This window comes from Mycobacterium sp. E136, from assembly GCF_001666865.1.
Taxonomy (GTDB): domain Bacteria; phylum Actinomycetota; class Actinomycetes; order Mycobacteriales; family Mycobacteriaceae; genus Mycobacterium.
The window spans coordinates 1-22,835 of the sequence record NZ_LZJE01000340.1; the positions used below are offsets into that span (position 1 = coordinate 1).

Here is a 22,835-nt window from a genome sequence, read left to right on the forward strand (position 1 = left end):
CTTGGGTTCGAGGATCTTGCCGAACCGGCTCGCGAAGCTGATGATCGCCGGTCCCAGCGTCAGGGCGGCGAAGACCGATGTGACCATGCCGATGGCCAGCGGCACACCCATGGTCTGGAAATAGGGCAGCCGGGTGAAGCTCAGGCAGAACAGCGCGCCGGCGATCGTCAGGCCCGAGCCCAGCACGACGTGCGCCGTGCCGTGGAACATCGTGTAGTACGCGGTTTCCCGGTCTTCGCCGAGTCCGCGCGCCTCCTGATAGCGGCCGGTCAAGAAGATCGCGTAGTCGGTTCCCGCGGCGATCGCCAACGTCACCAAGAGGTTCGTCGCGAACGTGGAGAGGCCGATGATCTCGTGATAGCCGAGGAATGCGACGACCCCGCGGGCGGCGGACAGCTGCAAGACGACCATCACCAGCGTCAGCAACACCGTGATGATCGAGCGGTACACCAGCAGCAGCATCGTGATGATCACGGTGAACGTGAGCGCCTCGATCATCCGCATGCTGCGGTCACCGGCGATGTGCTGATCGGCCGCCAGGGCCGCCGGGCCGGTCACGAAGACCTTGACGCCGGGCGGTGGCTGCATGCCGGCGACCAGTTTCTGAACCGCTTCGACCGACTCGTTAGCCAGCGCCTCGCCTTGGTTACCGGACAGGTAGACCTGCACGTAGGCGGCTTTACCGTCGCTGCTCTGCGCTCCGGAGGCCGTCAGCGGATCGCTCCAGAAGTCCTGGACGCTTTGGACGTGCTTCTTGTCGGCCTCCAGCTTGGAGACCATCTCGCCGTAGAAGGCGCGGGTGTCCTCACCGAGGGGTTCTTCGCCCTCGATGACGATCATCGCCGAGCTGTCGGAGTCGTACTCCTCGAAGACGTGCCCGACGCGCTTCATCGCGATCATCGACGGCGCGAAGTCCGGGCTCATCGAGACCGCGCGCATCTGTCCGACGGTTTCCAGTTGCGGCACAGCCACATTGACGATCCCGATGATCGCAATCCAGCCCAGGATGATCGGCACCGCGAAAGCGCGGATCGCGCGGGGGATGAAGGGCCGCTTGGCGTGCCGAACGGGAGGGAAGGCGTCCGTTGGAGCCTCGTTCGTCGGTGAGGTCATGCGGATTTCACGAAGCAGAAGGTTTGGGCATTCACGCCGGTGGAGGTTCTTTCGTCCTTGATCTCGTCATCGACCGTGATCCGGCAGGTGATGCTCTGGCCGTCGCCTTGCGCCACGATGTTGGGCGCGGCCGACGGCGCTGTGGTCTGCAGCGTCAGCGTCCACGGCAGCGATGCGCCGTCGATCCGTTGGGGCCTCGCGTCGAGGTCGAGATAGTTGATGTCCGCATACGTGCCGGTGCCGAAGATCTCGTACTTGACGACCTTGGGATCGAAGGGCTCGGGGTCCTCCGCGAAAACTCGGGGAGTGACGATGATGCCCTCGGCCCCGAAGAAGGTGCGGATGCGGCTGACCGTGAAGCCCGCGATCGTCACCACGACGATGATCACGATGGGCAGCCAGATCTTCCTTGCGCGTCGGAGCATTACCGTCCCCGCCCGATGCAACCCATATCCGCCCTCAAGTCGTATTCGTCGCTGTGCATGTATCCGTGCGTAACTTAGCCCATATAAGTTCTCATTGAGCCCTAGGTTAACTCAAGTCAGAGTGCTGCTGGTCACCCGCGTCGACACGGTGTGATCCAGGTCACGATGGCTTAATTTCGAAGCGGTCCAGATAGCGCCCGATGAACGCCTCCGCCTCGGCATGACCTCGGGTTATGCCGAGTCCCCGTTCGAGCAGGACGATGCGGGCCAAGCTCGTCACGATCATAGACATCACGACGGGCGGGAACGCCTCCACGTCCGCGCCGTGGGCCTTCATCGCCTCGGCCACCACGCCTTCCTCGACGCCGCCGAACCTCTCGGCGTAGGCCGCGATCTCACTGCGAATGGCTTTGCGGTGGTTCGCCAACGCCATGAACTCCATGAACAGCCGGGCACCGTGCGTGCTGTTGAGTCGCCACAGCGCGTGCAGGGGTTCGTCGGCCTCCGCCGCTTCGCTCTGGCGAGCGAGGTTGGCCTCGGCGCCTTCGCGCAGCACGGCCAGGAACAGGTCGTCCATGCTCGGGAAGTAGTAGTGCACGAGGGCGGGCTTCACGCCGGCCCGCGCCGCGACCCGCCGCGACGTCGCCGCCGCGTAGCCCTCTTCCAGCATGACCTGCGCGGTCGCCTCGATAAGGGCCGAGCGCGCGGCCGACTCGCGTCCACCCCTTGACCGGTCGCCGACGGGGCTGCTAGACATGGCGCCAGCTTAGATGTTGGGCGATCGCCCAACAAGCAAGGGGAGCTGCGACGATGGCGCAGCCCGCAGCCTCCTGAAGCAGGGGAGATCCGATGGCCGCAGTTGATCAGAAGGCGCACGGCAGCGCCGTCTACTACGACCCGTACCGGGTGGACATCGTCGCGGACCCCTATCCCACGTACGCCCGGCTGCGGGAAGAAGCGCCGCTCTACTACAACGAGGCCTACGACTTCTGGGCGCTGTCACGCCACGAGGACGTCGAGCGGGCCCTGCTCGACTGGCAGACCTTCTCCAACAGCCGCGGCGACATCCTCGAGCTCATCCAGTCGGAGTTCGACATGCCCAAGGGCGTGATGATGATGGAGGACCCGCCGGTTCACACGATGTTGCGCGGCCTCATGTCGCGGGTGTTCACGCCCCGCCGGATGGCCGCGCTCGAGGACCAGATCCGTCAGTACTGCGTGAACTGCCTCGATCCACTGGTGGGCGCCGACCGCTTCGACATCATCGCCGAGCTCGCGTCGATGATGCCGATGCGCGTCATCGGAATGCTGCTGGGCATACCGGAATCCGAGCAGGTGTCGGTGCGCGACGCCAACGACGCGAGCCTGCGCACCAAGCCCGGCTCACCGATGAAGGTCGTGCGCGCGGACAAAATCGCCGACGGCAGCATCTACGCCGAATACGTTGACTGGCGGGCGAAAAACCCCTCCGACGACCTGATGACCGCCCTTCTCAACGTCGAGTTCGAGGACGAGAACGGGGTGACCCGCAAGCTGACGCGCAAGGAGATCCTGCACTACACGCAGGTCGTCGCCGGCGCCGGTAACGAGACGACGGGCCGGCTCATCGGCTGGCTGGCCAAGGTGCTCGCCGCGCACCCGGATCAGCGCCGCGAGGTCGTCGAAGACCGGTCGCTGTTGCAGCGCGTCGTCGACGAGACGCTGCGGTACGAGCCCACCGGTCACAACGTGGCGCGTTTGGTCACACGCGATTTCGAGGCCCACGGTCGCACCGTGCCCGCCGGAAGCGCGATGTTGCTGATGTTCGGTGCGGCCAACCGCGATCCGCGGCGCTATGACAATCCCGACGAGTTCGACATCCGCCGGGACAACATCAGCCACATCACCTTCGGCAAAGGCGTGCACTACTGCTTGGGTGCCAACCTCGCCCGGCTGGAGGGACGCGTCGCGCTCGACGAGCTGCTGAACCGCTGGCCGGAGTGGGACATCGACGCCGAGACCGCGCGGCTGGCTCCGACGTCGACGGTCCGCGGCTGGGAGCGCCTCGACGTCGTGGTGTCCTAGCCTGCCGATGCGTTGACGGGTCGATCGCACGTACCCGGTACGGGGATCAACCCGTCAAGCGAAGAAAAACCTGTTTGCGACGGCTCCATTCGGGGCAAGCTCGACGCATGAGCAAGATCATTTCGCGTGCCATGATCGTCGCCGCGACCGCCGCCCCGCTAGCCGCGTTCTCGATCGCCGCTGCGGCATCCGGCGCCGCCCAACCCATCAACTGTCCGAACGGACAATGGTGGGATCCGGTCGACAACGTGTGCCGGGGGCCAGTGGCGACCACGCCGTTGGCGTGCGCGCCGGGCGAGTACTGGAATCCGATCACCAACGTGTGCCGACCGCTCGGTCAGTACTAGCCACGCGCTCGGTGGAGGCGGCCGTCAGTCGAGCGCGTAATCGATGACGCCCCGGATGATCTCGCCGTTCAGCAGGTCCTCGTAGGCGGCGTTGATGTCGTCGAGACGGTATCGGCGGGTGATCATCTCGTCGAGCTGGAGCCGTCCGGACGTGTAGAGGCTTGCCAACCGGTCGATGTCGGCACGCGGGTTGCACGACCCGAACACGGTGCCGACGAGGTTCTTGTTCCAGAGGATGAAGTCCTGCAACGCGATCTTCACCGATCGCGTTGTCTGAGCCGTCATCCCGGTCAGCACGCAGGTGCCGCCCTTGCGTGTCAGCTTCAGGTAGGCGTTGACGTCCTCACCCGCGATCAGCGACGGCGCCGCAACCACGCTGTCCGCCATCACGCCGGCGGTGAGGTCCCGAACGAGGTCCAGCGCTTCGACGAGCGTCGAAACGCTGTGTGTGGCACCGAATCGCAGCGCCGCCTTCTGTTTGAACTCGACCGGGTCGACGGCCACGATCTGCGCCGCGCCGTTGATCCGCGCGCCCTGGATCGCCGCGGTCCCGATACCGCCCGCCCCGACCACCACGACGGTGTCCCCACCGCGCACGTTGGCGCGGTTCGCCGCCGACCCGTAGCCGGTCGGGACGGCGCACGAAAGCAGCGCGCTGGGGACCAGCGGCAGGTGTGGGTCGATCTTGACCAGCGAATGCGCCGACACCACGGTGTGCCGGGCGAAGGCGCCTACCTTCGACAGATGACCGAGCGGACGACCGTCGAGCGTGTGGTGGCGGAACGTGCCGTCGGTCGGCATCCCGGGCACCATTGTCCCGGCCCCCTCGTCGCACAGGTACTCCACGCCCGAGGCACACCACCGGCACCGTCCGCACACCGCCACGAACGACAGCACGACGTGATCACCGACCGCGAATTCGTCCACCTCGTCGCCGATCTCGACGACGGTGCCGGAACCCTCATGCCCACCGATCGTGGGGAACATCGGCGTCAGACCGTACTCGTGGGCGACGTCGTTGGAGATGGACATGTCGCCCTTGAGGATGTGATCGTCGGAATGGCACAGCCCGGCAGCGGCCATCTCGACGAGCACCTCGCCGGCGCGCGGCGGATCGAGCTCGAACTCCTCGACCGACCAGGGACCGCCGACGTCGTGCAGGATTGCCGCGCGACTCCTCATCGCGTCGGACGGAAGGTGACCGGCAGATGGATGGGGGAGCGGAACGGCAGACCGGCGAGCCGGGTGTCGCCGTCGATCTGCAGCTCGAAATCGGTTGCACGGTCGAACAAACTGGTCAACATCACCCGGGTCTCCACGCGGGCCAGATGCATGCCCAGGCAACTGTGAAGCCCGCCCGCGAACGAAGTGTGCGCACGCCGCGGCCGATGAATATCGAAGACATCGGCGTTCTCCCACCGCTTTTCGTCGCGGTTAGCCGAGCCGATGCAGAGGTTCACCTGCGCGCCCTCCGGGATTCCGATGCCGTGCACCTCGACGTCGCGGGTCGTGCACCGCGGGACCGTCACCAACGGTGTTTCGAACCGCAGTCCCTCCTCGATCGCGGCGGGTATGAGTTCGCGGTCGCGCTCGACCGCGGCGAGCTGCTCGGGATGGGTCAACAGCAGGTACAGCAGGTTGCCCGACGACCGGTACGTGGTCTCCAGCCCGGCGGGAAGCAACAGTCGCAGAAACGAGATGATCGCCTCGTCGGTGAGCTTCTCACCGTCGATCTCGGCGCCGACCAGATCGCCGATGATGTCGTCGGTCATCCGGCGGCGCCGCTGGTCGATCTGGGCCTGGAAGTACTCGCCGAGTTCCACTGATGCGGTCAGGCCCGCCTCGATGTCGTCGGTGATGGATATCAGCTCGAACGACAAGCGGCGGAACAGGTCGAGATCCTCCTGCGGGAGCCCCAGCAGCGCCGCCGTGACGCGGGTGGGGAACTCGAACGTCATGGCCTTGACCAGATCGACCTCACCGTCGTCGAGGAACTCGTCGACCAGCCGATCGCAGATCGGCACGATCACCTCTGGTTCCCACTGCGCCAATGCGCTCTGGCGGAACGCGTTGGAGATCAGGCCGCGGTGGTCGTGGTGCTGCTTGCCGTGCATGCCGAGGATCGTCGGCCCGAACACCATCTCGATCGTGCGGTGGTAGACCTGCGAGCCGTAGACGTCGCAGTCCCGGAAAGCGGCGAAGACGCTCTCGTAGTCGAACAGCGTCCATTCCTCCGGCGGAAGCAACTCCGGCGGCATCTGCGAGGTGTCCATGATTGTGCCGCGCCACACAGGGTCGGTGCTGCGCATGTGGGCGAAGAAGCCGTACGGATCGCTCGAGACGTCAGGGGCCGTCTGGTTCTTCGGACCGGTGCTGATCGTCACCTTGCCTCCCGGAGCGGGGTTGGCGCTCTACCCGCCTATCTTTACTATTTTAGGTAATCTGGGTCAAGGGAACCGAGGGGACGTGATGCGGCGCCGACCGGTGTGTGCCATCGATGACCTGCCGCCGGGCAGCATGAAGTTGGTGCAGGCAGGCAAGTTCGGTGTGGGCGTGTACAACATCGACGGTTCGGTGTACGCGATCGCCAACTACTGCGCCCACGAGGGCGCGCCGCTGTGCGCGGGCTACGTCCGGGGCACCACCGAGTACGCACCCGAACTCCCGGACCGGGTTCGCCATGTGCGCACCGGTCGCATCGTCCGATGCCCTTGGCATCAATGGGAATTCGACATCCCGACCGGCGTCAACCTCGCCGATCCCAGCAAGCGGGTGCGCACCTACGAGGTCGAGATCGCCGATGGACAGGTGTACCTGACCGCATGACCGTCATCGACGCATCCGTACAGCCCCACTTCCGGTACAACGCCGAGATCCGGCGCTACCTGGCCGACCCGCACAGGCTCCGCGCCATACCCGACGTCGAGCAGCAGTGGTACCAGGCGCCGGGAGGTGACTATCGGGCGGACCTGTACGGCGACGGTTACCCGGGGTCCGACCCCGACGTCGTGGCGCGTCACCTGTTCGACGAGGGCGGGGCGGACTACGCCGTCCTCAATCCGTTGACCAGAGGCAACATCGCCGACTACCTGCTCAACAGCCGTATCTGCGCGGCGGTCAACGACTGGCTGCTCGACCGCTGGCTCGAACCCGACAGCACCGGCCGGTTCCGCGGCACCATCCGGGTCAACCCCGAGGACGTCAGGGGCGCGGTGGCCGAGATCGAACGGTTGGCGAACCATCCCAAGATGGTTCAGATCGGTGTGCCGCTGCAGTCGCGCGAGCCGTACGGCAAGCCGATGTTCGAGCCGATCTGGGAGGCCGCCGCAGCGCACGGTCTTCCGGTCGCGGTACACGTCAACGGCGGCAACGGCGTCGACCACGCGCCGACGTTCGCGGGGCACGCCCACACCTATCCCGGTTACGCATCATTCATGCCGCTCAACGGTTTCGTGCATCTGGCCACGCTGATCATCGAGGGCACGTTCGGCAGGCATGCCGGGCTGAGGTTCGTGTTCGCCGATGGTGGTTACGACATCCTCACGCCGCTGATGTGGCGGCTCGACACGTTCTGGATGTCGATGCGCGACCAGACGCCGTGGGTGGACCGCTATCCCAGCGAGTATCTGCGCGACCATGTGCGGTTCTGCACGTCGGCACTCGACGGCCCGACCGACGCGGGCCACGCCGAGCGGTGGATGGACTTCACCGACAAGGCGGATCTGGTGATGTATGGGTCGGGCTATCCGCACTGGTCGACGACGACGCCTGCGGACGCGGTGCGCGGGCTGAACGAGCGACAGCGCGAGAAGGTGTTGTGGCGCAACGCCGGCGAGCTGTACACGCTGGATGTTCCCATGGAGGTGAGCACGCCGTGACAACCGTCGAGTCGTCGCGACAGGACTCCGCCGCGGACATCGCGGTCACGATCGTCGACACCGACGTGCACCCGATGCCCGTCTCGGCCGACGAGCTCAAGAGCTATGCCCCCGCGGACTGGAGGGACACAGTCTGGCCGAGGGGCAACGCCGTGTCACCGGTGCCGCACTTCTACGACACACCCGACTCGTACAAGACCAACTCGCTACGCGTCGACGCCAAACCACCCGGCGGAGGGGTGCCCGGCAGTGACCCCGAGTTCGCCGCCAAGCAGCTGTTGGTGGATGCTGGCGTGAGCATCGCTGTGCTGGAACCGATGTGCGATGCGCAGCTGCCGCAGGCCGAACACGTCCTGAAGGCGGCCTACAACGACTGGCTGGCTGACGTATGGCTGGGACAGGCCAACTGGCACGGCCGTTGGCGTGGGGCCATCAGCGTCACCGCGCAGGACCCGAAGGCGGCCGCTACCGAAGTGGAACGCTGGGCCGGGCATCCGTACATGGCCGAGGTGCTGATGACGCCCCAGACCCGCGGAATTCCGTTCGGCAGCCCGCATTTCGATCCACTCTATGAGGCGGCTGTGCGCCACGGGCTGCCGGTCGCCACGCATCTGATGGGGCAGACGCCCTTCGAGCTGATCCCGATCTATCCGGTCGGCAACCCCGCACACTGGCACGACTTCTTCGCGTCATGGCCGTTGCTCTACGTAGCGCATCTGATGAGCCTGGTCTTCGACGGAGCGTTCGACCGCCACCCGGACCTTCGCGTGGTTTTCGTCGAAGGCGGCTTCACGTGGGCGATGCCGGTGATGTGGCGAATGGACCGCATGTGGGAACAACGCAAGTCCGACCTGCCGCACGTGAAGCGCCGACCCTCGGACTACGTGCGCGAGCACGTGCGCTTCACCACGCAGCCGGTGGAGGAGGTGCATGTCGGCGTGTACCGCGAGTACCTCGAGATGATGGACCTCGGCGACAACCTGATGTTCTCGACCGACTACCCACACTGGAGTTACGACTCGCCGCAGTGGGCGATCCGCCGGTTCCCCGCGGCCCAGCGTGAGCGGATCATGCGGGGCAACGCCACCGCTCTGTACGGCCTGCCGTCGACGGTCAAAGCGCTCTAGGCGATTTCGCGCGACGCTGGGCTTCGAGAGGCACGATCGGTGGACGGGCGGACGGGCCCCTGGTGACCGCCTGCAACCGGATCTCGGGCAGGTCGACGGAGGGATCGACGGTGTCGAGCCACGCCACCGCGTCGGCGACATCGGCGGAGCGGATCGCGTACATCTCGAACGGAACGTCTTGCAGCATCTCGGTCTCGACCGGCCCGGGTGTGACGACGTGCACGTTGATCCCGTCGCGGTCTACCTCCTGCGCCAGGGCGCCGGCGAACGCGTTCATCCCCGCTTTCGCCGCCGAATAGGCGGTGCGGGCCCGCATCGGCTCGTGAGCAGCCGACGAGGAGATGAACACGAATCGGGAACCGGCCCGCATCCGCGGCAGGGCCGCCGATGTCACCACGAAGCACGAGTCCAGATTCGCCGACATGGTCGCGCGCCACTGCTCGAAAGTCTGCTTGCGGGCGTAGGTTCCACCGAGGATGCCCGAGGCGTGCACGAGCAGGTCGATGCTGCCCGCGGCCTCGACGGCGGGTTCGAAGCCCGAGGGGACGCTCGCGTCGGCGACGACGTAGCGCGCACCCATCTCTTCGGCGGCGGCCCGCAGCGGCGCCTCCCGGCGTGCCGTCAACACCACGTCGTAGCCGAGCCCGGCGAGCCTGCGGCCGCACGCCTTGCCGATGCCGCCGCTGCCGCCGGTGATCAAAGCCGTTCGCACATCGCGCCTCTCAACGCTTGCGCTGCGCCAGCGCCTGTGGCGACAGGGCGACGATCCGCTGTTCGGGCTCGCCGGCCAGCAAATAGGTCTGGGTGTCGGCGACGTGGCGGGCGGCCAGCTTGCGAGCGCGTTCGGTGTCCCCGGCCTCGATGGCGTCGGTGATCTTCGTGTGCACGCTCAGCGCGATTCGGCGCCGCTTGGTCGACGGGTACTCACCTTTGGCGGCGGTCTCGTTGGCCCACCAGTTCAGGTGGCCGGTCCACAGCGTTTCCAGGCTGCCCACCACCGCGACCATCGTGTGGTTGCCGCAGCCGCGGACGATCTCGTCGTGGAACTGCCCGCCGATCTCGGTGAACCGCGCGCCGTCGTCGATGTGTTCCTCCATCGCGGCGTTGAACTCGCGCAGCGTGGGAACGAGCGTCTTCGCGCGGTCCGGTCGGCGCGCCGCCAGCGCCGCGCACATCGGATCGAGTTCCTGCAGCGCGGTTCCCAGGTCGGCCAGCGGGACATAGTCGCTCTGCAGCAACAGACCGAGCATGTAGGCGGCGTTGGCCTTCGCGGGCGCATGGACGACGGCGCCGCCGCGGTTACCCCGCCGCACCGAGACCAGCCCCTCAGTCTCGAGGATTCGCAACGCTTCTCGTAACGACACCAGGCTGACGCTGAACTGCTCGACGAGCACTTCCTGGCGGGGCAGCAGGTCACCGTCGTTGAGTTCACCCTCGATGATCTGGCGGCGCAGTTCGTCGGCCACGATCTCGGCCGTGCGGCGCGCCCCCAGCCGGCGACGTGCCTCGGGGCCGATTCCCAATGTTGTCATGTCTTAGCAATATTAACAGTGATAGCCCCGCCACCAGTGGCCTCGTTTCTGCCAATAATTACTAAGATGGCAGCGAAAGCGGGAGGTGCGCGTGGGCGACGGTGCGAGTGGTTCGATACCCACCCCACTGCACGATGTGCGAGTCGTCGAGGTCAGCGACCGTATCGCCGGAGCCTACTGCGGCAAGCTGCTGACCGACGCGGGCGCCCAAGTGGTCAAGGTGGAACCCCCCGACGGTGACGCCCTGCGCGGGTCCACGGCCACTGGGGGCGAACTCGACGAGCGTGCTTACGCGCCCTTGTTCAGCTACCTCAACGCCGGAAAGCGTAGCGTCACAAGCCTTTCAGATGACCTGCTGCGGGCTGCCGACATCGTAGTGGTGACGGCCGACGAACCCACCGCACGCCGGTACGGCGTCGACATTCCCGGCCTGCTGGCGAGCGCGCCCGGGTGCATCGTCGTCTCGATTTCGAACTTCGGGTGGACCGGGCCGTGGTCGCAGCGGCCCGCGACGGAATTCACGCTGCAGGCCGCCTCCGGGCTCACCGGTTTCCGCGGCGATCCCGCGGGCCCGCCCATTTCCATCGGCGGGGAGTTGGGGGAGTACATGGGCGGGGTGTGGGCCGCCTACGGCGCACTGGCCCTGCGGCGGCGCGTGCTCAACGGCGGTGCGGGCGGCCACCTCGACATGTCGATGCTCGAGGCGATCACGCTGATGCAGAGCGGGGAGTGGCTGCATTCGGCGCTGCTACAAGTTCCGCCGGTGCGGCGATCGGTGGAGGTGCCATCGATCGAACCGGCCAAGGACGGCTACGTCGGTATCAGCATGGTGACGGGGCAGCAGTGGCTTGACTTCGCCGCGATGGTCGACTGCCCGGAGTTGACCGAGATTCCGCAGTTGCAGTTCCAGATCGGCCGGTGGGACTACCGCGACTGGATCCGCGAACGCATCGACCCGTGGATGAGGGAACGGACGGTCGACGAGATCGTCGAACTCGGACAACTGTTTCGGCTGCCGTTGGCGCCACTGGGCAACGGCGCGACGATCCCGTCGATGGACCATCTCCGCGACCGCGGAGTCTACGTCGACAATCCGGCCGGATTCCGTCAGCCGCGGCCTCCGTGGTTGATGTCGCAGGCGCGTCCCGCCCCCGTGCGCACCGCACCCGCCGTTGGCGAGGCCGACGGCGAGTCGATCTGGGCGGCACGGTCATTCACGGCGAACCCCGATCCCACCGCGGACATGCCGCTCACCGGTGTACGGGTCGTCGACTTCACCGCGTTTTGGGCCGGTCCGGCCGCGACGCACTCGCTGGCCGCGTTCGGCGCCAACGTCGTCAAGGTCGAGTCGATCCAGCGCCCCGACGGCATCCGGTATTCGGGCGGAATGCGTAAAGACGTCGACGACTGGTGGGAGTACGGCTGGGTGTTCCACGCGATGAACACCAACAAGCGGTCGGTGACCCTCGACCTGCAGTCGGACGAGGGACGTCGGCTGGTGCGCAAGCTGATCGGCCAGGCCGATGTCGTGGTGGAGAACTTCTCCCCGCGGGTGATGGAGCAGTTCGGCCTCGGCGCGGAGGCCTTGCTCGACCTCAACCCGCGCCTGGTCGTGGTCCGGATGCCGGCCTTCGGATTGACCGGCCCCTGGCGCGACCGCGTCGGTTTCGCTCCGACCATGGAGCAGATCGCCGGACTGGCCTGGGTGACCGGGTTACCCGACGGCCCGCCGATCGCCCCGCGCGGGGCATGCGATCCACTCGCCGGCGCGCACGCCGCGTTCGCCACGCTCGCGGCGCTCGAGTGCACCGACCGCACGGGTCGAGGACAACTCGTCGAGGTCCCGATGATCGAGGCGGTGCTGAACGTGACCGCCGTTCAGACCATCGAATACGAAGTGTTCGGGCGGATGATGGTGCGCCGGGGGAACCGGGGGCGCGGGGACGTTGTGCAGGACGTCTATCGCTGTGCGGGGGAGGACGATTGGGTTGCGGTCGCCGCGCACACCGAAGCCGAGCGTACGGCACTGTCCGATGTCACCGGCGGTGGCTCCATCGAGGCCTGGCTCACCACCCGCGACGCTCAGGCCGCCGCCGACGAGCTGACGCGAGCCGGTGTGCCCGCCGCGGTGGTGGTCTCGCCCTCGCTGGTCACCGACAACCCGCAACTACGACACCGCGGGTTCTTCGAAGGCCTCGAGCATCGCAGCACCGGGGAGAATCTCTACCCGTGTCCGCCGTTCGCGCGACTGCCGGGCAGCCGGCGATGGCTCAGGATGCCACCCCCGACGCTGGGTGAACACAATCCGGAGATCCTCACCACGTTGTGCGGGCTCAATGAAAGCGATCTGCACGGGCTCGAGACCGAAGGCGTCATCGGTTCTCGACCGAAGGGGCTGTGAGGTCAGCGGCTGCGCAACGAGATCGGCATCGCGTGAAAGATCGTCATGTTGTTGGTCAGGTTCGGGTAGGTGACGGCGACCGGCCCGAGCTCGATGTCCTCGGCGCGGCACAACAGCTCGTCGAGCACGGCGCGGATCTCCGCACGCGCCAGCATCGCCCCGAGGCAGTGGTGTGGACCTCCGCCGCCGAACGCCACGTGCGGATTGTCGGCCCGCCCGATGTCGAACGTGAAGGGATCGCTGAACACGTCCTCGTCGCGGTTGGCCGATCGCAACATCGACACCACGCGCTCGCCGCTCGGGATCGTGACGCCGTCGATCTCGACGTCGGTCTTGGTGACCCGGCACCAGAACGCCACCGGCGTCGACCATCGCAGCACCTCCTCGACCGCCGTCTGACGCACGGACGGATCGGTGCGGTAACGCTCGATCTGCGCTGGATTGTCGATGAACGCCTGAATCCCGTACGCCAGAGCGTTCTTCGTTGTATCGCTGCCCGCGAAGGCGATGACGAAGAAGAAGATGTCGAGTTCGGCGGCCGGAATCGACAGTTGCTCACCGTTCTCGTCGGTGACGACCGCGGTTGCCAGCGTGCTCCAGATGTCGTCGGCGGGATGCAGTCGTTTCTCGGCGGTCAACTCTGCTGCGTACGTGAAGATCTTGCCGAACAGTTCGAGGTGTCGGTGTTCGGCTTCCCGGCCTGATCCCGCCGAATTCGCTTGCAGGATGAGGTCGAAGGTGTCGAAGATCTCCGGCCTGTCCTGTTCGGGTATCCCGACGATGTCCCCGATCACCGACATGGGCAAGGCGTCGGCGACGTCTTCGATCCAGTCGCCCCCGCCGGACTCGAGGAGGTGGTCGATCATCACCGCGGCGCGCCGGCGAATGTCATGCTCCAGCTTCGCGATCGCCTTCGGCGTGAACGCGTGCGACATCACCCGGCGCCGCTTGAGCAGATCGGGCGGGTCCATGTTGATGATCGTCGGAAACGAGCCCACCGCGCCTACGCCTTGGATCAGCGGGCCCTCGGCGGCGGTGAACGATTCGGTGTCGCGGTGGATCCGGTGCGCATGGTGCACCTTGGTGGTCACCCAGAAGTCGTGTTTGAGCGTCGCCGCGACCCGGTCGGTGAGCCCGTGCCGGAAGATCGGACGCTCCCGGCGCAGCTGCGCGAACAGTTCGTCGGGAAAGCCGTTCTGCCACAACGTCGGATCCGAGAGGTCGACCGGAGTCGTCGTCGGCATGTGGCATCCTTTCGCCATTCTTGACCCAGAATGCCTAAAATAGTAAAAATAGGCAACGGACAGCGCCGCTGACCTCGGCTGGTGCGTGCGCGAACGGAGTTGCGATGACGGACACGGTCGACGATCCTGGCCTCGACCCGTCGGAGCGCGAGTTCGGGCCCAGCGGTATCAGCCTGTCGAAGTACCGCTTCCCGACCGGGTGGTTCATCGTCGGGTTCTCCTCCGAACTGGGCGCCGGTCAGGTCAAACGCGCCCACTACTTCGGCGAGGAGCTGGTGATCTTCCGGACCGCATCGGGACGGGTCAACGTGCTCGACGCCTACTGTCAGCACCTGGGAGCCAACATGGGGGTCGGGGGCACCGTCGAGGGTGAGCACATCGTCTGCCCTTGGCACGGCTGGCACTGGACCGGCGAGGGCACCAACGCGCTGATCCCGTACAGCAAGATCGGCTGCAAACAGAACGTGCGCATCAAGCGGTATCCCAGCACCGAGTGGTACGGCTTCATCCTGGTCTGGCACGAACGCCATGGGCGCGCCCCGTACTGGCAGCCGCCGGTGTTACCCGAACTCGAGACCGACGAGTACTACCCGCTGCACCCGCACACCCGGATGGTCAACCGGGTCAAGGTACACGCGCAGATGATCATCGAGAACGCGGCCGACCCGTATCACGTGCAGTATGTGCATAAGGCCGCCAATCCCGCCAACACCGCGTCGTTCGAAGTGTCGGGTTATCACCTGCACGCGACTGTGAACGCGAATTTCGGTGGGGGACGGGCGAAGACGTGGCTCACCCCCAACGGGCCCGTCGACGCGAAGATCATCTACGACAACTACTCGCTGGGCCTCGGCGTCGTGCGCTTCCCCTCGGAGTTGGTCGCCACCGTTCAGGTGACTGGTCAGACGCCGGTCGACGAGGACTACACCGACTACTTCTACACCCAGGCGTCGATCCGTGAACCCGGCGACCGCGGTGACAAGCCGACCGGCCGGGCCGCGAAGTTCTTGCAGTTGCAGCAGGAGGTCATCAAGCAGGACTTCTTCACCTGGGAGAACATGAAGTACCTAGAGAAGCCGAACCTCGCGCCGGAGGAGGCCCGCGACTACGCCGCGCTGCGCCGCTGGGCACACCGCTTCTACCCCGGCGCCGAACCGACGCCGACCGACTTCGGCTACACCGCCGCCGGCGAGCCCGATCCCTCCGCCGCGGACGCTTGATGCCGCAGGATCGACCGTGGCGCGTCGAGCCGGCCACATTCGGCGTCGAGCGCTTCACGGTCGCGTCGGTTCTCGATCGACGTGCCGAACAGTTCGGTGACCGCACGATGCTGTCGATCGACGGCACGCCGGTCACCTTCGCCCAGATGCGCGACCGGTCCTGCGCCGCCGCGGCGATTCTCGCCGACCGCGGCATCGGCCGCGGCGACACGGTGGCGTTGTTCGCGGGCACGTGCGCCCAATGGGTGTATTTCTGGCTCGGCGCAGCCCGCATCGGCGCGGTGAGCGCGGCGGTCAACGCGGCGAACAAGGGCGATTTCCTGGCCGGCGCGCTCAACGTGTCGCGCGCCAAGCTCGTGGTGACCGACGAGGCGAGGCGCGAGCGGCTGGCCGAGGTCACCGAGCGGCTCGACGCTCCGACGGCGACCCTCCTGCTCGATGATTCGGTGGCCGCGGAACTGAGCGCGGCGCTTCCCCGCACTGTCACGTCGGTGAACACCGACGTCGGCGAGGTCGGCGCGCTGTTCTTCACCTCCGGCACCACCGGTCCGTCGAAGGCGGTGGCGACCACGTGGCACTACCTGTTCGTCGCGGCGGCCACCGTCGCGTCGGCGTGGGAGTACGGCGAAGGCGACGTGATCTGGACGGCGATGCCGTTGTTCCACCTCAGTGCCGCGCCAACGGTGCTGGCGCCGATGCTCGTCGGCGGCACCAGCGTGCTGGCGAGCGCATTCCACCCCGCGGACGTGTGGAACGAGTTACGTGCCTGCGGCGCAGCGGGGTTCGCCGGCGCCGGCGCGATGGTGTCGATGCTGTGGAACCTGCCTCCGACACCCCGCGACGCGCAGCTCGGCATCCGGTTCGTCTCCGCCGCACCCATCCCGGCCGAGCTGTACCGCGCGATCGAGGAGCGGTACCGCTGCCGCGTGGTGACGATGTACGGACTGACCGAGGCGTTCCCCATTGCCTACAAGGCGGTTTCGGACGACGGCCTGCCGGGTACGTCAGGTCAAGTCAACCCGGCCTTCGAGGTGCGCATCGTCGACGGGGACGGTCGTCCCGTGGCCGCTGGTGTGACAGGTGAGATCGCGTGCCGGCCGCGGACTGCGCATGTTATGAGCGAGGGGTATGTGTCGTCCGCGCCCGGGCACCGGGGGCTGCCGATCGACCCCCACCCCGAGTGGTTCCGGACCGGAGACCTGGGTTTCCTCGACGGCGACCAGAACCTGACCTTCGTCGACCGCGCCAAGGATTCGCTGCGCAGGCGCGGAGAGAACGTGTCCTCGGTGGAGGTCGAGCAGACCGTCGCGCAACACCCGGCGGTCGCCGAGGCCGCCGCGGTCGCGGTGCCCAGCGAGTTGGGTGAGGACGACATCCTCGTCGTGGTGACGCTGCGGCCCGGTGCGACGATCGACTTCTGCGAGCTGCTCGACTTCTGCGCCGCACGCATGCCGTACTTCTGTGTGCCGCGCTATCTCGAGGTGCTCGACGAGATCCCGAAGACCGTCATCGGGCGGATTCGCAAAGACCTCCTGCGCACGCGGGGCCTGAGCCCTGCGGCGTGGGATCGAGAAACCCACGGCTACCTGCTGAGTCGGTGAAGGAGTCACGATGCCTTTGAGCTACCAAGAGCAGTACGTGCTCGACGGGCTGGCCGGGCGGGCAGCGATCCTCAACCTCGACGCCAGGCACAACCGGCTGTTCACGAGTGGTGACCTGGCCGGTTGGCTGGCCACGTTCCGGCATTCCGGAGCGACGTACACCGAGGGCGAGACCTCGTTCAGCAATCTCGCCGACGCCTTTCACGGCGGCGACGGGCGCCGATTGGTCACCGTCGATCACGACATCGCCGTCGACGGCGTCGAAGCGACGCAGCACTGCGTCGCGCTCCTGTTGCGCGACAATCAACTCGAGGCCACGGGCAACTACACGGACCGTCTCGTCTACGAGCGCGGGGGTTGGTACTTCGCATCCCGCCGGCTGGCCTGGGATGCGGTTTCTCGTGAGAACGCGTTACCGGGGTGACCGGACCCGTCCGCTTCGAGCTCGCGTACGGCACATACGACGACGCGCTGCAAATGGTGGGCACGCGCACGGAGCCGAGATACGCCGGCACCGCGGTGAGCGCCTCCCGCATCCGACACTTCGCCGCCATGGTCCGCGACGCGAACCCGTCCTACTGGGACGAGGACTTCGCCCGACGCCAGTGGGGCGGGCTGCTCGCGCCTCCGGGACTGCTGATGGGTTGGCTGATCCCGCCGCCGTGGCAGCCGAACGGTCAACCGCCCGTCGCCGCGATCGCGTTGCGCGTGCCGCTGCCCGGAACGACGTTCATCAACGCCGCCAATGAGGCCGAATTCCCCTGCGCCATCGTCGAAGGTGACCGATTGAACGCCGTCGAGGAGGTCGTGTCGGTCTCCCCGCAGAAGCGCACCCGCCTCGGGGTCGGACACTTCGTCGAGACGTGCGACGAGTTCCGCCGCGACGACGGAACCCTGGTCGCGGTCAACCGCAACACCCTGTTCCGGTTCACTCCCGGGGAGCAAGGGTGAGGGCGGGCCCGCGCCTGCGTTGGGAGCAGGTCGCGGTGCCGACGGACCTGCCCGAGGTGGTGGACGACATCGACTACGAGCGCGTCGTGATGAACGCCGGCGCCACGTGGGATTACTTTCCGGCACACTACGATCCGCGCTACGCCCGCGACCACGGGCATCCGACGATCTTCGTCAACACCATGCACGTGGCCGGATTCGTCGACCGCGTCGCCACTGACTGGGCCGGCCCGTGCGCACGCGTGGTGCGACGCAAGATCACCCTGCTCGGACCGATCTACGCCGGCGATTCGATGGTGGGCCGCGGCCGTGTCGTGGCCAAGCGCGACGGCCGCCTGGTGGATCTGACGGTCACGGTGTCGAATCAGCGCGGCGAGCTGTGCTGCCCCGCCGAGGTCACGCTCGACCTGTCAGGTTAGGTCCGGCAGCTTGTCCGCGCTGACGGTCGTCTGCAACTCGACGTACTCGGAGAGTCCCTCGGCGCCGAACTCGCGACCGATTCCGGACTGCTTGAACCCGCCGAACGGCATCGTCGTGTCGAGGGTGTACATGTTGATTCCGTAGGTGCCGGTGCGGATTTCGGCGGCCACCTCCAGACCGTGCGCCACGTCGGCCGTCCAGACCGAGCCCGCCAATCCGTACTCGCTGTCGTTGGCGATGCGGATCGCGTCGCGTTCGTCGGAGTATTTGAGCACGGTCAGCACGGGCCCGAAGATCTCCTCTCGGGCGATGCGCATCTCGTTGGTCGCGTCGGTGAACAGCGTCGGCTGGACATACCATCCTCGGTCGAACGGTTTGCCCGTGCCGCCCAGCACCTTTCGCGCCCCGTCGGCCAGTCCGGCCTCGATGTAGCCCTGCACCCGCTGTTGCTGGCGCTGCGCCACCAGCGGGCCGATGTCGGTGGCGTCGTCGGCCGGATCGCCGACCTGAAGGCGCGACATCATCGCGGCCAGAGCGTCCACCACCTCGTCGTGGCGGCGGTCGCTCACCAGGATCCGCGTCTGCGCGACGCACGCCTGTCCGTTGTTCATCAGGCTGGCGGTCTTCAAATGCCCGACGGTGCGCTCGATGTCGGCGTCGTCGAGGATGATCGCCGCCGACTTACCGCCCAACTCGAGGCTGACGCGTTTGAGCTGCTCCCCGCACACGGCGGCGATGTGCCGTCCGGTGGCCGACGAGCCGGTGAAGGAGATCTTGTCCACACCCGGGTGGCGTACCAGCCGCTCACCGGTGTCGCGGCCGCCGGGCAGGATGGAAACGACGCCGTCGGGCAGATCGACCTCTTCGATCATCTCCGCCAGCCACATCGCGTCGATGGGCGTCTCGGGCGCCGGCTTGACCACGACGGCGCAGCCCGCGATGAGCGCGGGAATCATCTTGGGCATGATCAGGAACTGGGGGACGTTCCACGGCACGATCGCGCCGACGACACCGACCGGGGCACGCCGGATCTGGACGTCACCGAACAGGCCGGGCCGCCGCTCGATCCAAGGAAAGTCGCGCGCGGTGGCCGAGATCAAATGCATCTGGGCGAGCGCACCGGTCGCCTGCCCCAACCTGCTGAAGCTGCGCGGCGAGCCCATCTCGGCGGTGATGAGGTCGGCCATCTCGTCGGTCTCGGCGGCGTAGACCGCCGCGAGCTTGTCGACCTTGTCCATGCGCTCTTCGACGCTCATCCGCGGCCAAGGTCCCTCGTCGAATGCCTTTCGCGCGGCGGCAACGGCGCGGTCGACGTCCTCGGGTGCGGCCCCGGGGGTTTCGCCGATCTGCTCTTCGCTATGCGGCGAGATGACCGCGATACGTTCTTCGGTCGCCGGCGACTCCCAGTGGCCACCGATGAAAAGCCGTTCGTACGTCAGCGATCTCATGACGGTGCCTCCTCGTCGACGAACGGCATCGGCCCGCGAGCCACGTCATGGCGACACCGCGTGCCCGCTAAGGTCGCTATTAGTGCAAACATAACAAAGAAGACATCGGAAATGGGCGCGTGATCGAACGCCCGCAGCCTCGACACGGTCCGCAGAACCGCCGCCCGTTGACCTCCGCTGGGTGCATTGTTGCGAAAACCGCTGGTGAGCCGGTTTCGGGGCGTATCGTCCGGTCAGGGACGAGGGAGGTCGCCGATGTCGCGTGTCAAGTGGTCGTCGTTGCGACGGGTGATCCGATGGAGTGCCGCCACCGCGGCCGCCGCGCTGCTACCCGCGCTGGTCGCCGGAGGTCCAAGCCCTGTCGCACAAGCCTTTTCGAGCCCAAATCTGCCGATCGAACAACTGGAGGTGCCGTCGTCGGCGATGAACCGCACCGTGCGCGTCGAATTCCTCTCCGCCGGTACCGATTCACCCGCGCTCTATCTGCTCGACAGCATGGAGGCCGGCGACGACCTCAACGGGTGGGACATCAACACCCAGGCCTTCGACTGGTACAACGGCTCGGGCATCTCCGTGGTGATGCCCGTCGGCGGCAAGTCGAGCTTCTACTCCGACTGGTATGCACCGGCGGTCGGCAACGGTGGGACCTACACATACAAGTGGGAGACCTTCCTGAGCCAGGAGCTGCCGGCGTGGCTGGCCGCCAACAAGGGGGTACGGCCGACGCGAAACGCGGTGGTGGGCTTCTCAATGGGCGGGTCGGCGGCGCTGATACTGGCTGCCTACCACCCGCAGCTGTTCAGCTACGCCGGATCGTTGTCGGGCTTTTTGAACCTGTCGGCACCGAACGGACCGGGCCAGGTCAGGGTGGCCCAGATGTGGAACGGCGGCTTCGACCCCACCGCGATGTGGGGACCGACCGGCGATCCCGCGTGGGCCCGCAACGACCCCACCGTGCAGGCGGGCCGGCTCGCGGCCAACGGCACCCGCGTCTGGATCTACTGTGGCAACGGCACACTCACCGACCCCGCGCTCGCCAGCCCCGACGCACCCATCGCCGGGCTGGGCTTCCTCGAGGGTTTCGCGATCGATTCCAACCGGGCCTTCGTCGACGCCTACATCGCCGCCGGTGGAAACAACGGCGTCTTCAACTTCCCCGAAGGCATCCACAGCTGGGGTTACGCGGGCCAGCAACTACTACAGATGAAACCCGATGTCCAGCGCGTTCTGGAGGCCCAGCCTGCCAACCAACGATGAAGCGGTGCAGCGTGATCGGCGCACCTGGCTGACGTCCTCCACGCACCGGACCCTGCACGAGGACATACCCGCACCGGCCGCCGACGTCCGCGCCTTCTACGTCGACTTCGACAACCTCTCCGCGATACACCCGCTCGTCGTGTCGGTGCGGTCAACCGGCCGCATGCCGAATGGACATGGCTATCAAGAGGATTACCGGATCGTCGATCGAGTCCGGATGGGGCCATTCACGATGCGCACGGCGTACCGGGCGCGGTTGAGCGTTCCCGCTGCCGGTGACGTGACGGCGGAGGCGCGACAATTCCCCGGCGTGCGCCTGCGCACGAGAGTCGAGTTCGTTCCGATCGACACAGGCACTCGAGTGACCGAACACATCACGATCGACGCCCCTCGCCCGTTGGCGACGTTCACCGTCCGCGAGGCGACGAGCGCGCATCGCGAGATGCTCGCGGGTATCCGACGCCGGTTCGAGAGCTAACCCTCGTCGGACGCAGGGGAGTCCGGAGCCGAATCCGTGTGGTTGGCGTCGAGCACGCTGACCGCGATGCCGTACGGCAGGAACCGCACCTTGCGGGACGGGTCGGTGTTGTTCTTGTTCGCGCGCAGCGCGTCCAGTTCCGTCGGATAGACCTGCTCGATGTGGGCACCGCCGTCGGCGTCCACCGTGTAGATCGCCCACACCCCGTCACCGGTCTCGCCCGTGGTCTCCGGTTCGCGCCGCGGCCGCGAAGAGCGGGTGAACTCGTCGACCAGGTTGGCCCACCCGGCGCGTTCACCCGAGGTGCTGAAGAACCTGCCGAGGCCGTCGAGCGCATCGCGCAACCCCTCACCGGCCTCGCGCACGACGCGATCGAATTCCTCCGGGTCGAACCCGAACGGGCCGTTGCTGCTCATGGTGTTCCTCCTCGGCGCCCTGCGCACCTCTGCGGGGCGATAAATCCCAGTGTGCCCGCCGGTGGGGAAGTAGTCGACTGAAGCGATCGCGAGGTGGTAGGCAACCTGTATGGCCATCTCACCGGCGGACGCGTTGGCCGCGGTCGAGCGGTCCCCGGCCGCCGTCGCGGTCCACGACCGCGACGCCTGGGTGGGCGCCTTCACCTTCGACGGCGTCGTCGAAGACCCGGTCGGTTCGCAACCACACCGCGGCACCACCGCGCTCGCGCGCTTCTACGACACGTTCGTCGGCCCGCGCGACATCGCGTTCCACCGTGACGTCGACATCGTCGTGGGCGCCACCGTGATCCGTGACCTGGAGCTCGAAGTCCAGATGGCGGCGGGGCTGACCCTGCGGATTCCGACCTATCTGCGCTACCACCTCGAGGACGATGCGGGAGAGCTGAAAATCGCTGAGCTGTCGGCTTATTGGGAGCTTCCGACCATGGTCGGGCAGTTTCTCAAGGGTGGAGTCCGCGCGGTGCCCGCCGGGCTCCAACTGTCTCGGGGGCTGCTGATGAACCAGGGGGTGGTCGGTGCGCTCGGCTTCCTCGGCGGCTTCCGCGGGGTCGGCCCGGCCGGCAAGCGACGCTTCGACGAGTTCCTCGCCGCCGCCCACACCGGTGACGAGGTCGGGGTGCGTCGCTGGTTGAGTGGCGGCACGCGGATCACCGCAGGTGACCATGCCCCAATGGCCAGCACCGAACTGCTGTCCCGGCTGACCGGCGCCCGTTCGCGCAAACTGATCGCCGCCGGCCACAGCCTGGTCTGCGGCGTCGAAGCCGCAGGCGCGCGCGATGTGCTCATCGCCGATGTGGCGGCGAAGCCGTTCGCGATCAGGCGAATCCGCTATTACGCCGCGGCCCGGGGCTGA

At 66.9% G+C, this 22,835-nt stretch carries 24 protein-coding genes; 14 read left to right on the forward strand and 10 right to left on the reverse strand.

Features of this window, described 5'->3' with window-relative positions; genetic code table 11:
• The 3 genes from A5698_RS22495 to A5698_RS22505 all read right to left on the reverse strand — a co-directional run.
• Window positions 1-1,113, reverse strand: a 1,113-nt coding sequence (locus A5698_RS22495) for an MMPL family transporter (protein WP_156670857.1), incomplete at its 3' end; no start/stop codon positions are given.
• Complete coding sequence (locus A5698_RS22500; protein WP_067084563.1) at window positions 1,110-1,538, reverse strand: MmpS family transport accessory protein; 429 nt, start codon at window positions 1,536-1,538, stop codon at window positions 1,110-1,112. The genes A5698_RS22500 and A5698_RS22495, both read right to left, overlap by 4 nt.
• 160 nt (window positions 1,539-1,698) lie before the next feature.
• Window positions 1,699-2,208, reverse strand: coding sequence for a TetR/AcrR family transcriptional regulator (locus A5698_RS22505; RefSeq protein WP_068301338.1), 510 nt, complete (start codon window positions 2,206-2,208; stop codon window positions 1,699-1,701).
• Between the two features lie 179 nt (window positions 2,209-2,387).
• Here A5698_RS22505 and A5698_RS22510 point away from each other — a divergent pair, with 179 nt between their 5' ends.
• A complete protein-coding gene (locus A5698_RS22510) occupies window positions 2,388-3,602 on the forward strand; it encodes a cytochrome P450 (protein WP_068301341.1) in 1,215 nt (404 codons plus the stop codon).
• A gap of 107 nt (window positions 3,603-3,709) precedes the next feature.
• Window positions 3,710-3,949 carry a hypothetical protein gene (locus A5698_RS22515; RefSeq protein ID WP_067084559.1) on the forward strand — a complete coding sequence of 80 codons (240 nt, stop codon included), beginning with the start codon at window positions 3,710-3,712 and terminating at the stop codon, window positions 3,947-3,949.
• Window positions 3,950-3,973: 24 nt separating this feature from the next.
• Here the strand turns inward: A5698_RS22515 and A5698_RS22520 are convergent, their stop codons facing one another.
• Both A5698_RS22520 and A5698_RS22525 read right to left on the reverse strand, forming a co-directional pair.
• The gene (locus A5698_RS22520; protein WP_068301344.1) at window positions 3,974-5,131 is read right to left on the reverse strand and encodes a Zn-dependent alcohol dehydrogenase; all 1,158 of its coding nucleotides are present in this window, start codon (window positions 5,129-5,131) and stop codon (window positions 3,974-3,976) included.
• On the reverse strand, window positions 5,128-6,333 hold the full coding sequence (locus tag A5698_RS22525) for a cytochrome P450 (RefSeq protein WP_068301347.1): 1,206 nt from the start codon (window positions 6,331-6,333) through the stop codon (window positions 5,128-5,130). The genes A5698_RS22520 and A5698_RS22525 overlap by 4 nt, the downstream gene beginning before the upstream one ends.
• 85 nt (window positions 6,334-6,418) lie before the next feature.
• Between A5698_RS22525 and A5698_RS22530 the strand changes: the two genes are divergently transcribed.
• From A5698_RS22530 to A5698_RS22540, 3 genes are read left to right on the forward strand one after another with little or no spacing between them, the layout of a single operon-like run.
• Window positions 6,419-6,775 (forward strand): Rieske (2Fe-2S) protein, encoded by a 357-nt coding sequence (locus A5698_RS22530; RefSeq protein ID WP_068301350.1) that lies wholly within the window; start codon window positions 6,419-6,421, stop codon window positions 6,773-6,775.
• Window positions 6,772-7,827 (forward strand): amidohydrolase family protein, encoded by a 1,056-nt coding sequence (locus A5698_RS22535; RefSeq protein ID WP_068301353.1) that lies wholly within the window; start codon window positions 6,772-6,774, stop codon window positions 7,825-7,827. Before A5698_RS22530 ends, A5698_RS22535 begins: the two co-directional genes overlap by 4 nt.
• On the forward strand, window positions 7,824-8,954 hold the full coding sequence (locus A5698_RS22540; RefSeq protein ID WP_068301356.1) for an amidohydrolase family protein: 1,131 nt from the start codon (window positions 7,824-7,826) through the stop codon (window positions 8,952-8,954). Before A5698_RS22535 ends, A5698_RS22540 begins: the two co-directional genes overlap by 4 nt.
• Here the strand turns inward: A5698_RS22540 and A5698_RS22545 are convergent.
• Together A5698_RS22545 and A5698_RS22550 are read right to left on the reverse strand one after the other, a co-directional pair.
• Window positions 8,941-9,666, reverse strand: a complete 726-nt coding sequence (locus tag A5698_RS22545; RefSeq protein ID WP_068301358.1) for an SDR family oxidoreductase — start codon at window positions 9,664-9,666, stop codon at window positions 8,941-8,943. The two genes, A5698_RS22540 and A5698_RS22545, sit on opposite strands and share 14 nt — an antisense overlap.
• Before the next feature lie 10 nt (window positions 9,667-9,676).
• Window positions 9,677-10,486, reverse strand: coding sequence for a FadR/GntR family transcriptional regulator (locus A5698_RS22550; protein WP_068301361.1), 810 nt, complete (start codon window positions 10,484-10,486; stop codon window positions 9,677-9,679).
• Between the two features lie 91 nt (window positions 10,487-10,577).
• On the opposite strand from A5698_RS22550, the gene A5698_RS22555 reads away from it, so the two are divergent.
• Window positions 10,578-12,887: a CaiB/BaiF CoA transferase family protein gene (locus A5698_RS22555; protein ID WP_502688978.1), complete on the forward strand. Its 2,310-nt coding sequence runs from the start codon at window positions 10,578-10,580 to the stop codon at window positions 12,885-12,887.
• Window positions 12,888-12,889: 2 nt separating this feature from the next.
• On the opposite strand, the gene A5698_RS22560 is transcribed toward A5698_RS22555, so the two are convergent.
• Window positions 12,890-14,131: a cytochrome P450 gene (locus tag A5698_RS22560; protein ID WP_156670858.1), complete on the reverse strand. Its 1,242-nt coding sequence runs from the start codon at window positions 14,129-14,131 to the stop codon at window positions 12,890-12,892.
• A 104-nt stretch (window positions 14,132-14,235) separates the two neighbouring features.
• On the opposite strand from A5698_RS22560, the gene A5698_RS22565 reads away from it, so the two are divergent.
• Genes A5698_RS22565 through A5698_RS22585 form a run of 5 tightly spaced genes read left to right on the forward strand, consistent with a single transcriptional unit; the run spans window position 14,236 to window position 18,322 of the window.
• On the forward strand, window positions 14,236-15,351 hold the full coding sequence (locus A5698_RS22565) for an aromatic ring-hydroxylating oxygenase subunit alpha (protein ID WP_068301371.1): 1,116 nt from the start codon (window positions 14,236-14,238) through the stop codon (window positions 15,349-15,351).
• A complete protein-coding gene (locus A5698_RS22570; RefSeq protein WP_068301374.1) occupies window positions 15,351-16,952 on the forward strand; it encodes an AMP-binding protein in 1,602 nt (533 codons plus the stop codon). The genes A5698_RS22565 and A5698_RS22570 overlap by 1 nt, the downstream gene beginning before the upstream one ends.
• Before the next feature lie 10 nt (window positions 16,953-16,962).
• Window positions 16,963-17,376: a nuclear transport factor 2 family protein gene (locus A5698_RS22575; protein ID WP_068301376.1), complete on the forward strand. Its 414-nt coding sequence runs from the start codon at window positions 16,963-16,965 to the stop codon at window positions 17,374-17,376.
• Window positions 17,377-17,429: 53 nt separating this feature from the next.
• Window positions 17,430-17,903, forward strand: coding sequence for an FAS1-like dehydratase domain-containing protein (locus A5698_RS22580; RefSeq protein ID WP_068301510.1), 474 nt, complete (start codon window positions 17,430-17,432; stop codon window positions 17,901-17,903).
• Window positions 17,900-18,322 carry a MaoC family dehydratase gene (locus A5698_RS22585; protein WP_068301379.1) on the forward strand — a complete coding sequence of 141 codons (423 nt, stop codon included), beginning with the start codon at window positions 17,900-17,902 and terminating at the stop codon, window positions 18,320-18,322. The genes A5698_RS22580 and A5698_RS22585 overlap by 4 nt, the downstream gene beginning before the upstream one ends.
• On the opposite strand, the gene A5698_RS22590 is transcribed toward A5698_RS22585, so the two are convergent.
• Window positions 18,314-19,771, reverse strand: a complete 1,458-nt coding sequence (locus A5698_RS22590; protein ID WP_068301382.1) for an aldehyde dehydrogenase — start codon at window positions 19,769-19,771, stop codon at window positions 18,314-18,316. The genes A5698_RS22585 and A5698_RS22590 overlap by 9 nt on opposite strands.
• A gap of 255 nt (window positions 19,772-20,026) precedes the next feature.
• On the opposite strand from A5698_RS22590, the gene A5698_RS22595 reads away from it, so the two are divergent.
• Window positions 20,027-21,028, forward strand: coding sequence for an esterase family protein (locus A5698_RS22595; RefSeq protein ID WP_068301385.1), 1,002 nt, complete (start codon window positions 20,027-20,029; stop codon window positions 21,026-21,028).
• Window positions 21,029-21,032: 4 nt separating this feature from the next.
• Window positions 21,033-21,506, forward strand: coding sequence for an SRPBCC family protein (locus tag A5698_RS22600; RefSeq protein WP_231967497.1), 474 nt, complete (start codon window positions 21,033-21,035; stop codon window positions 21,504-21,506).
• Here the strand turns inward: A5698_RS22600 and A5698_RS22605 are convergent.
• Window positions 21,503-21,922, reverse strand: coding sequence for an Rv0313 family protein (locus A5698_RS22605; protein WP_068301388.1), 420 nt, complete (start codon window positions 21,920-21,922; stop codon window positions 21,503-21,505). The genes A5698_RS22600 and A5698_RS22605 overlap by 4 nt on opposite strands.
• Before the next feature lie 109 nt (window positions 21,923-22,031).
• Between A5698_RS22605 and A5698_RS22610 the strand changes: the two genes are divergently transcribed.
• On the forward strand, window positions 22,032-22,835 hold the full coding sequence (locus tag A5698_RS22610) for a nuclear transport factor 2 family protein (protein WP_068301391.1): 804 nt from the start codon (window positions 22,032-22,034) through the stop codon (window positions 22,833-22,835).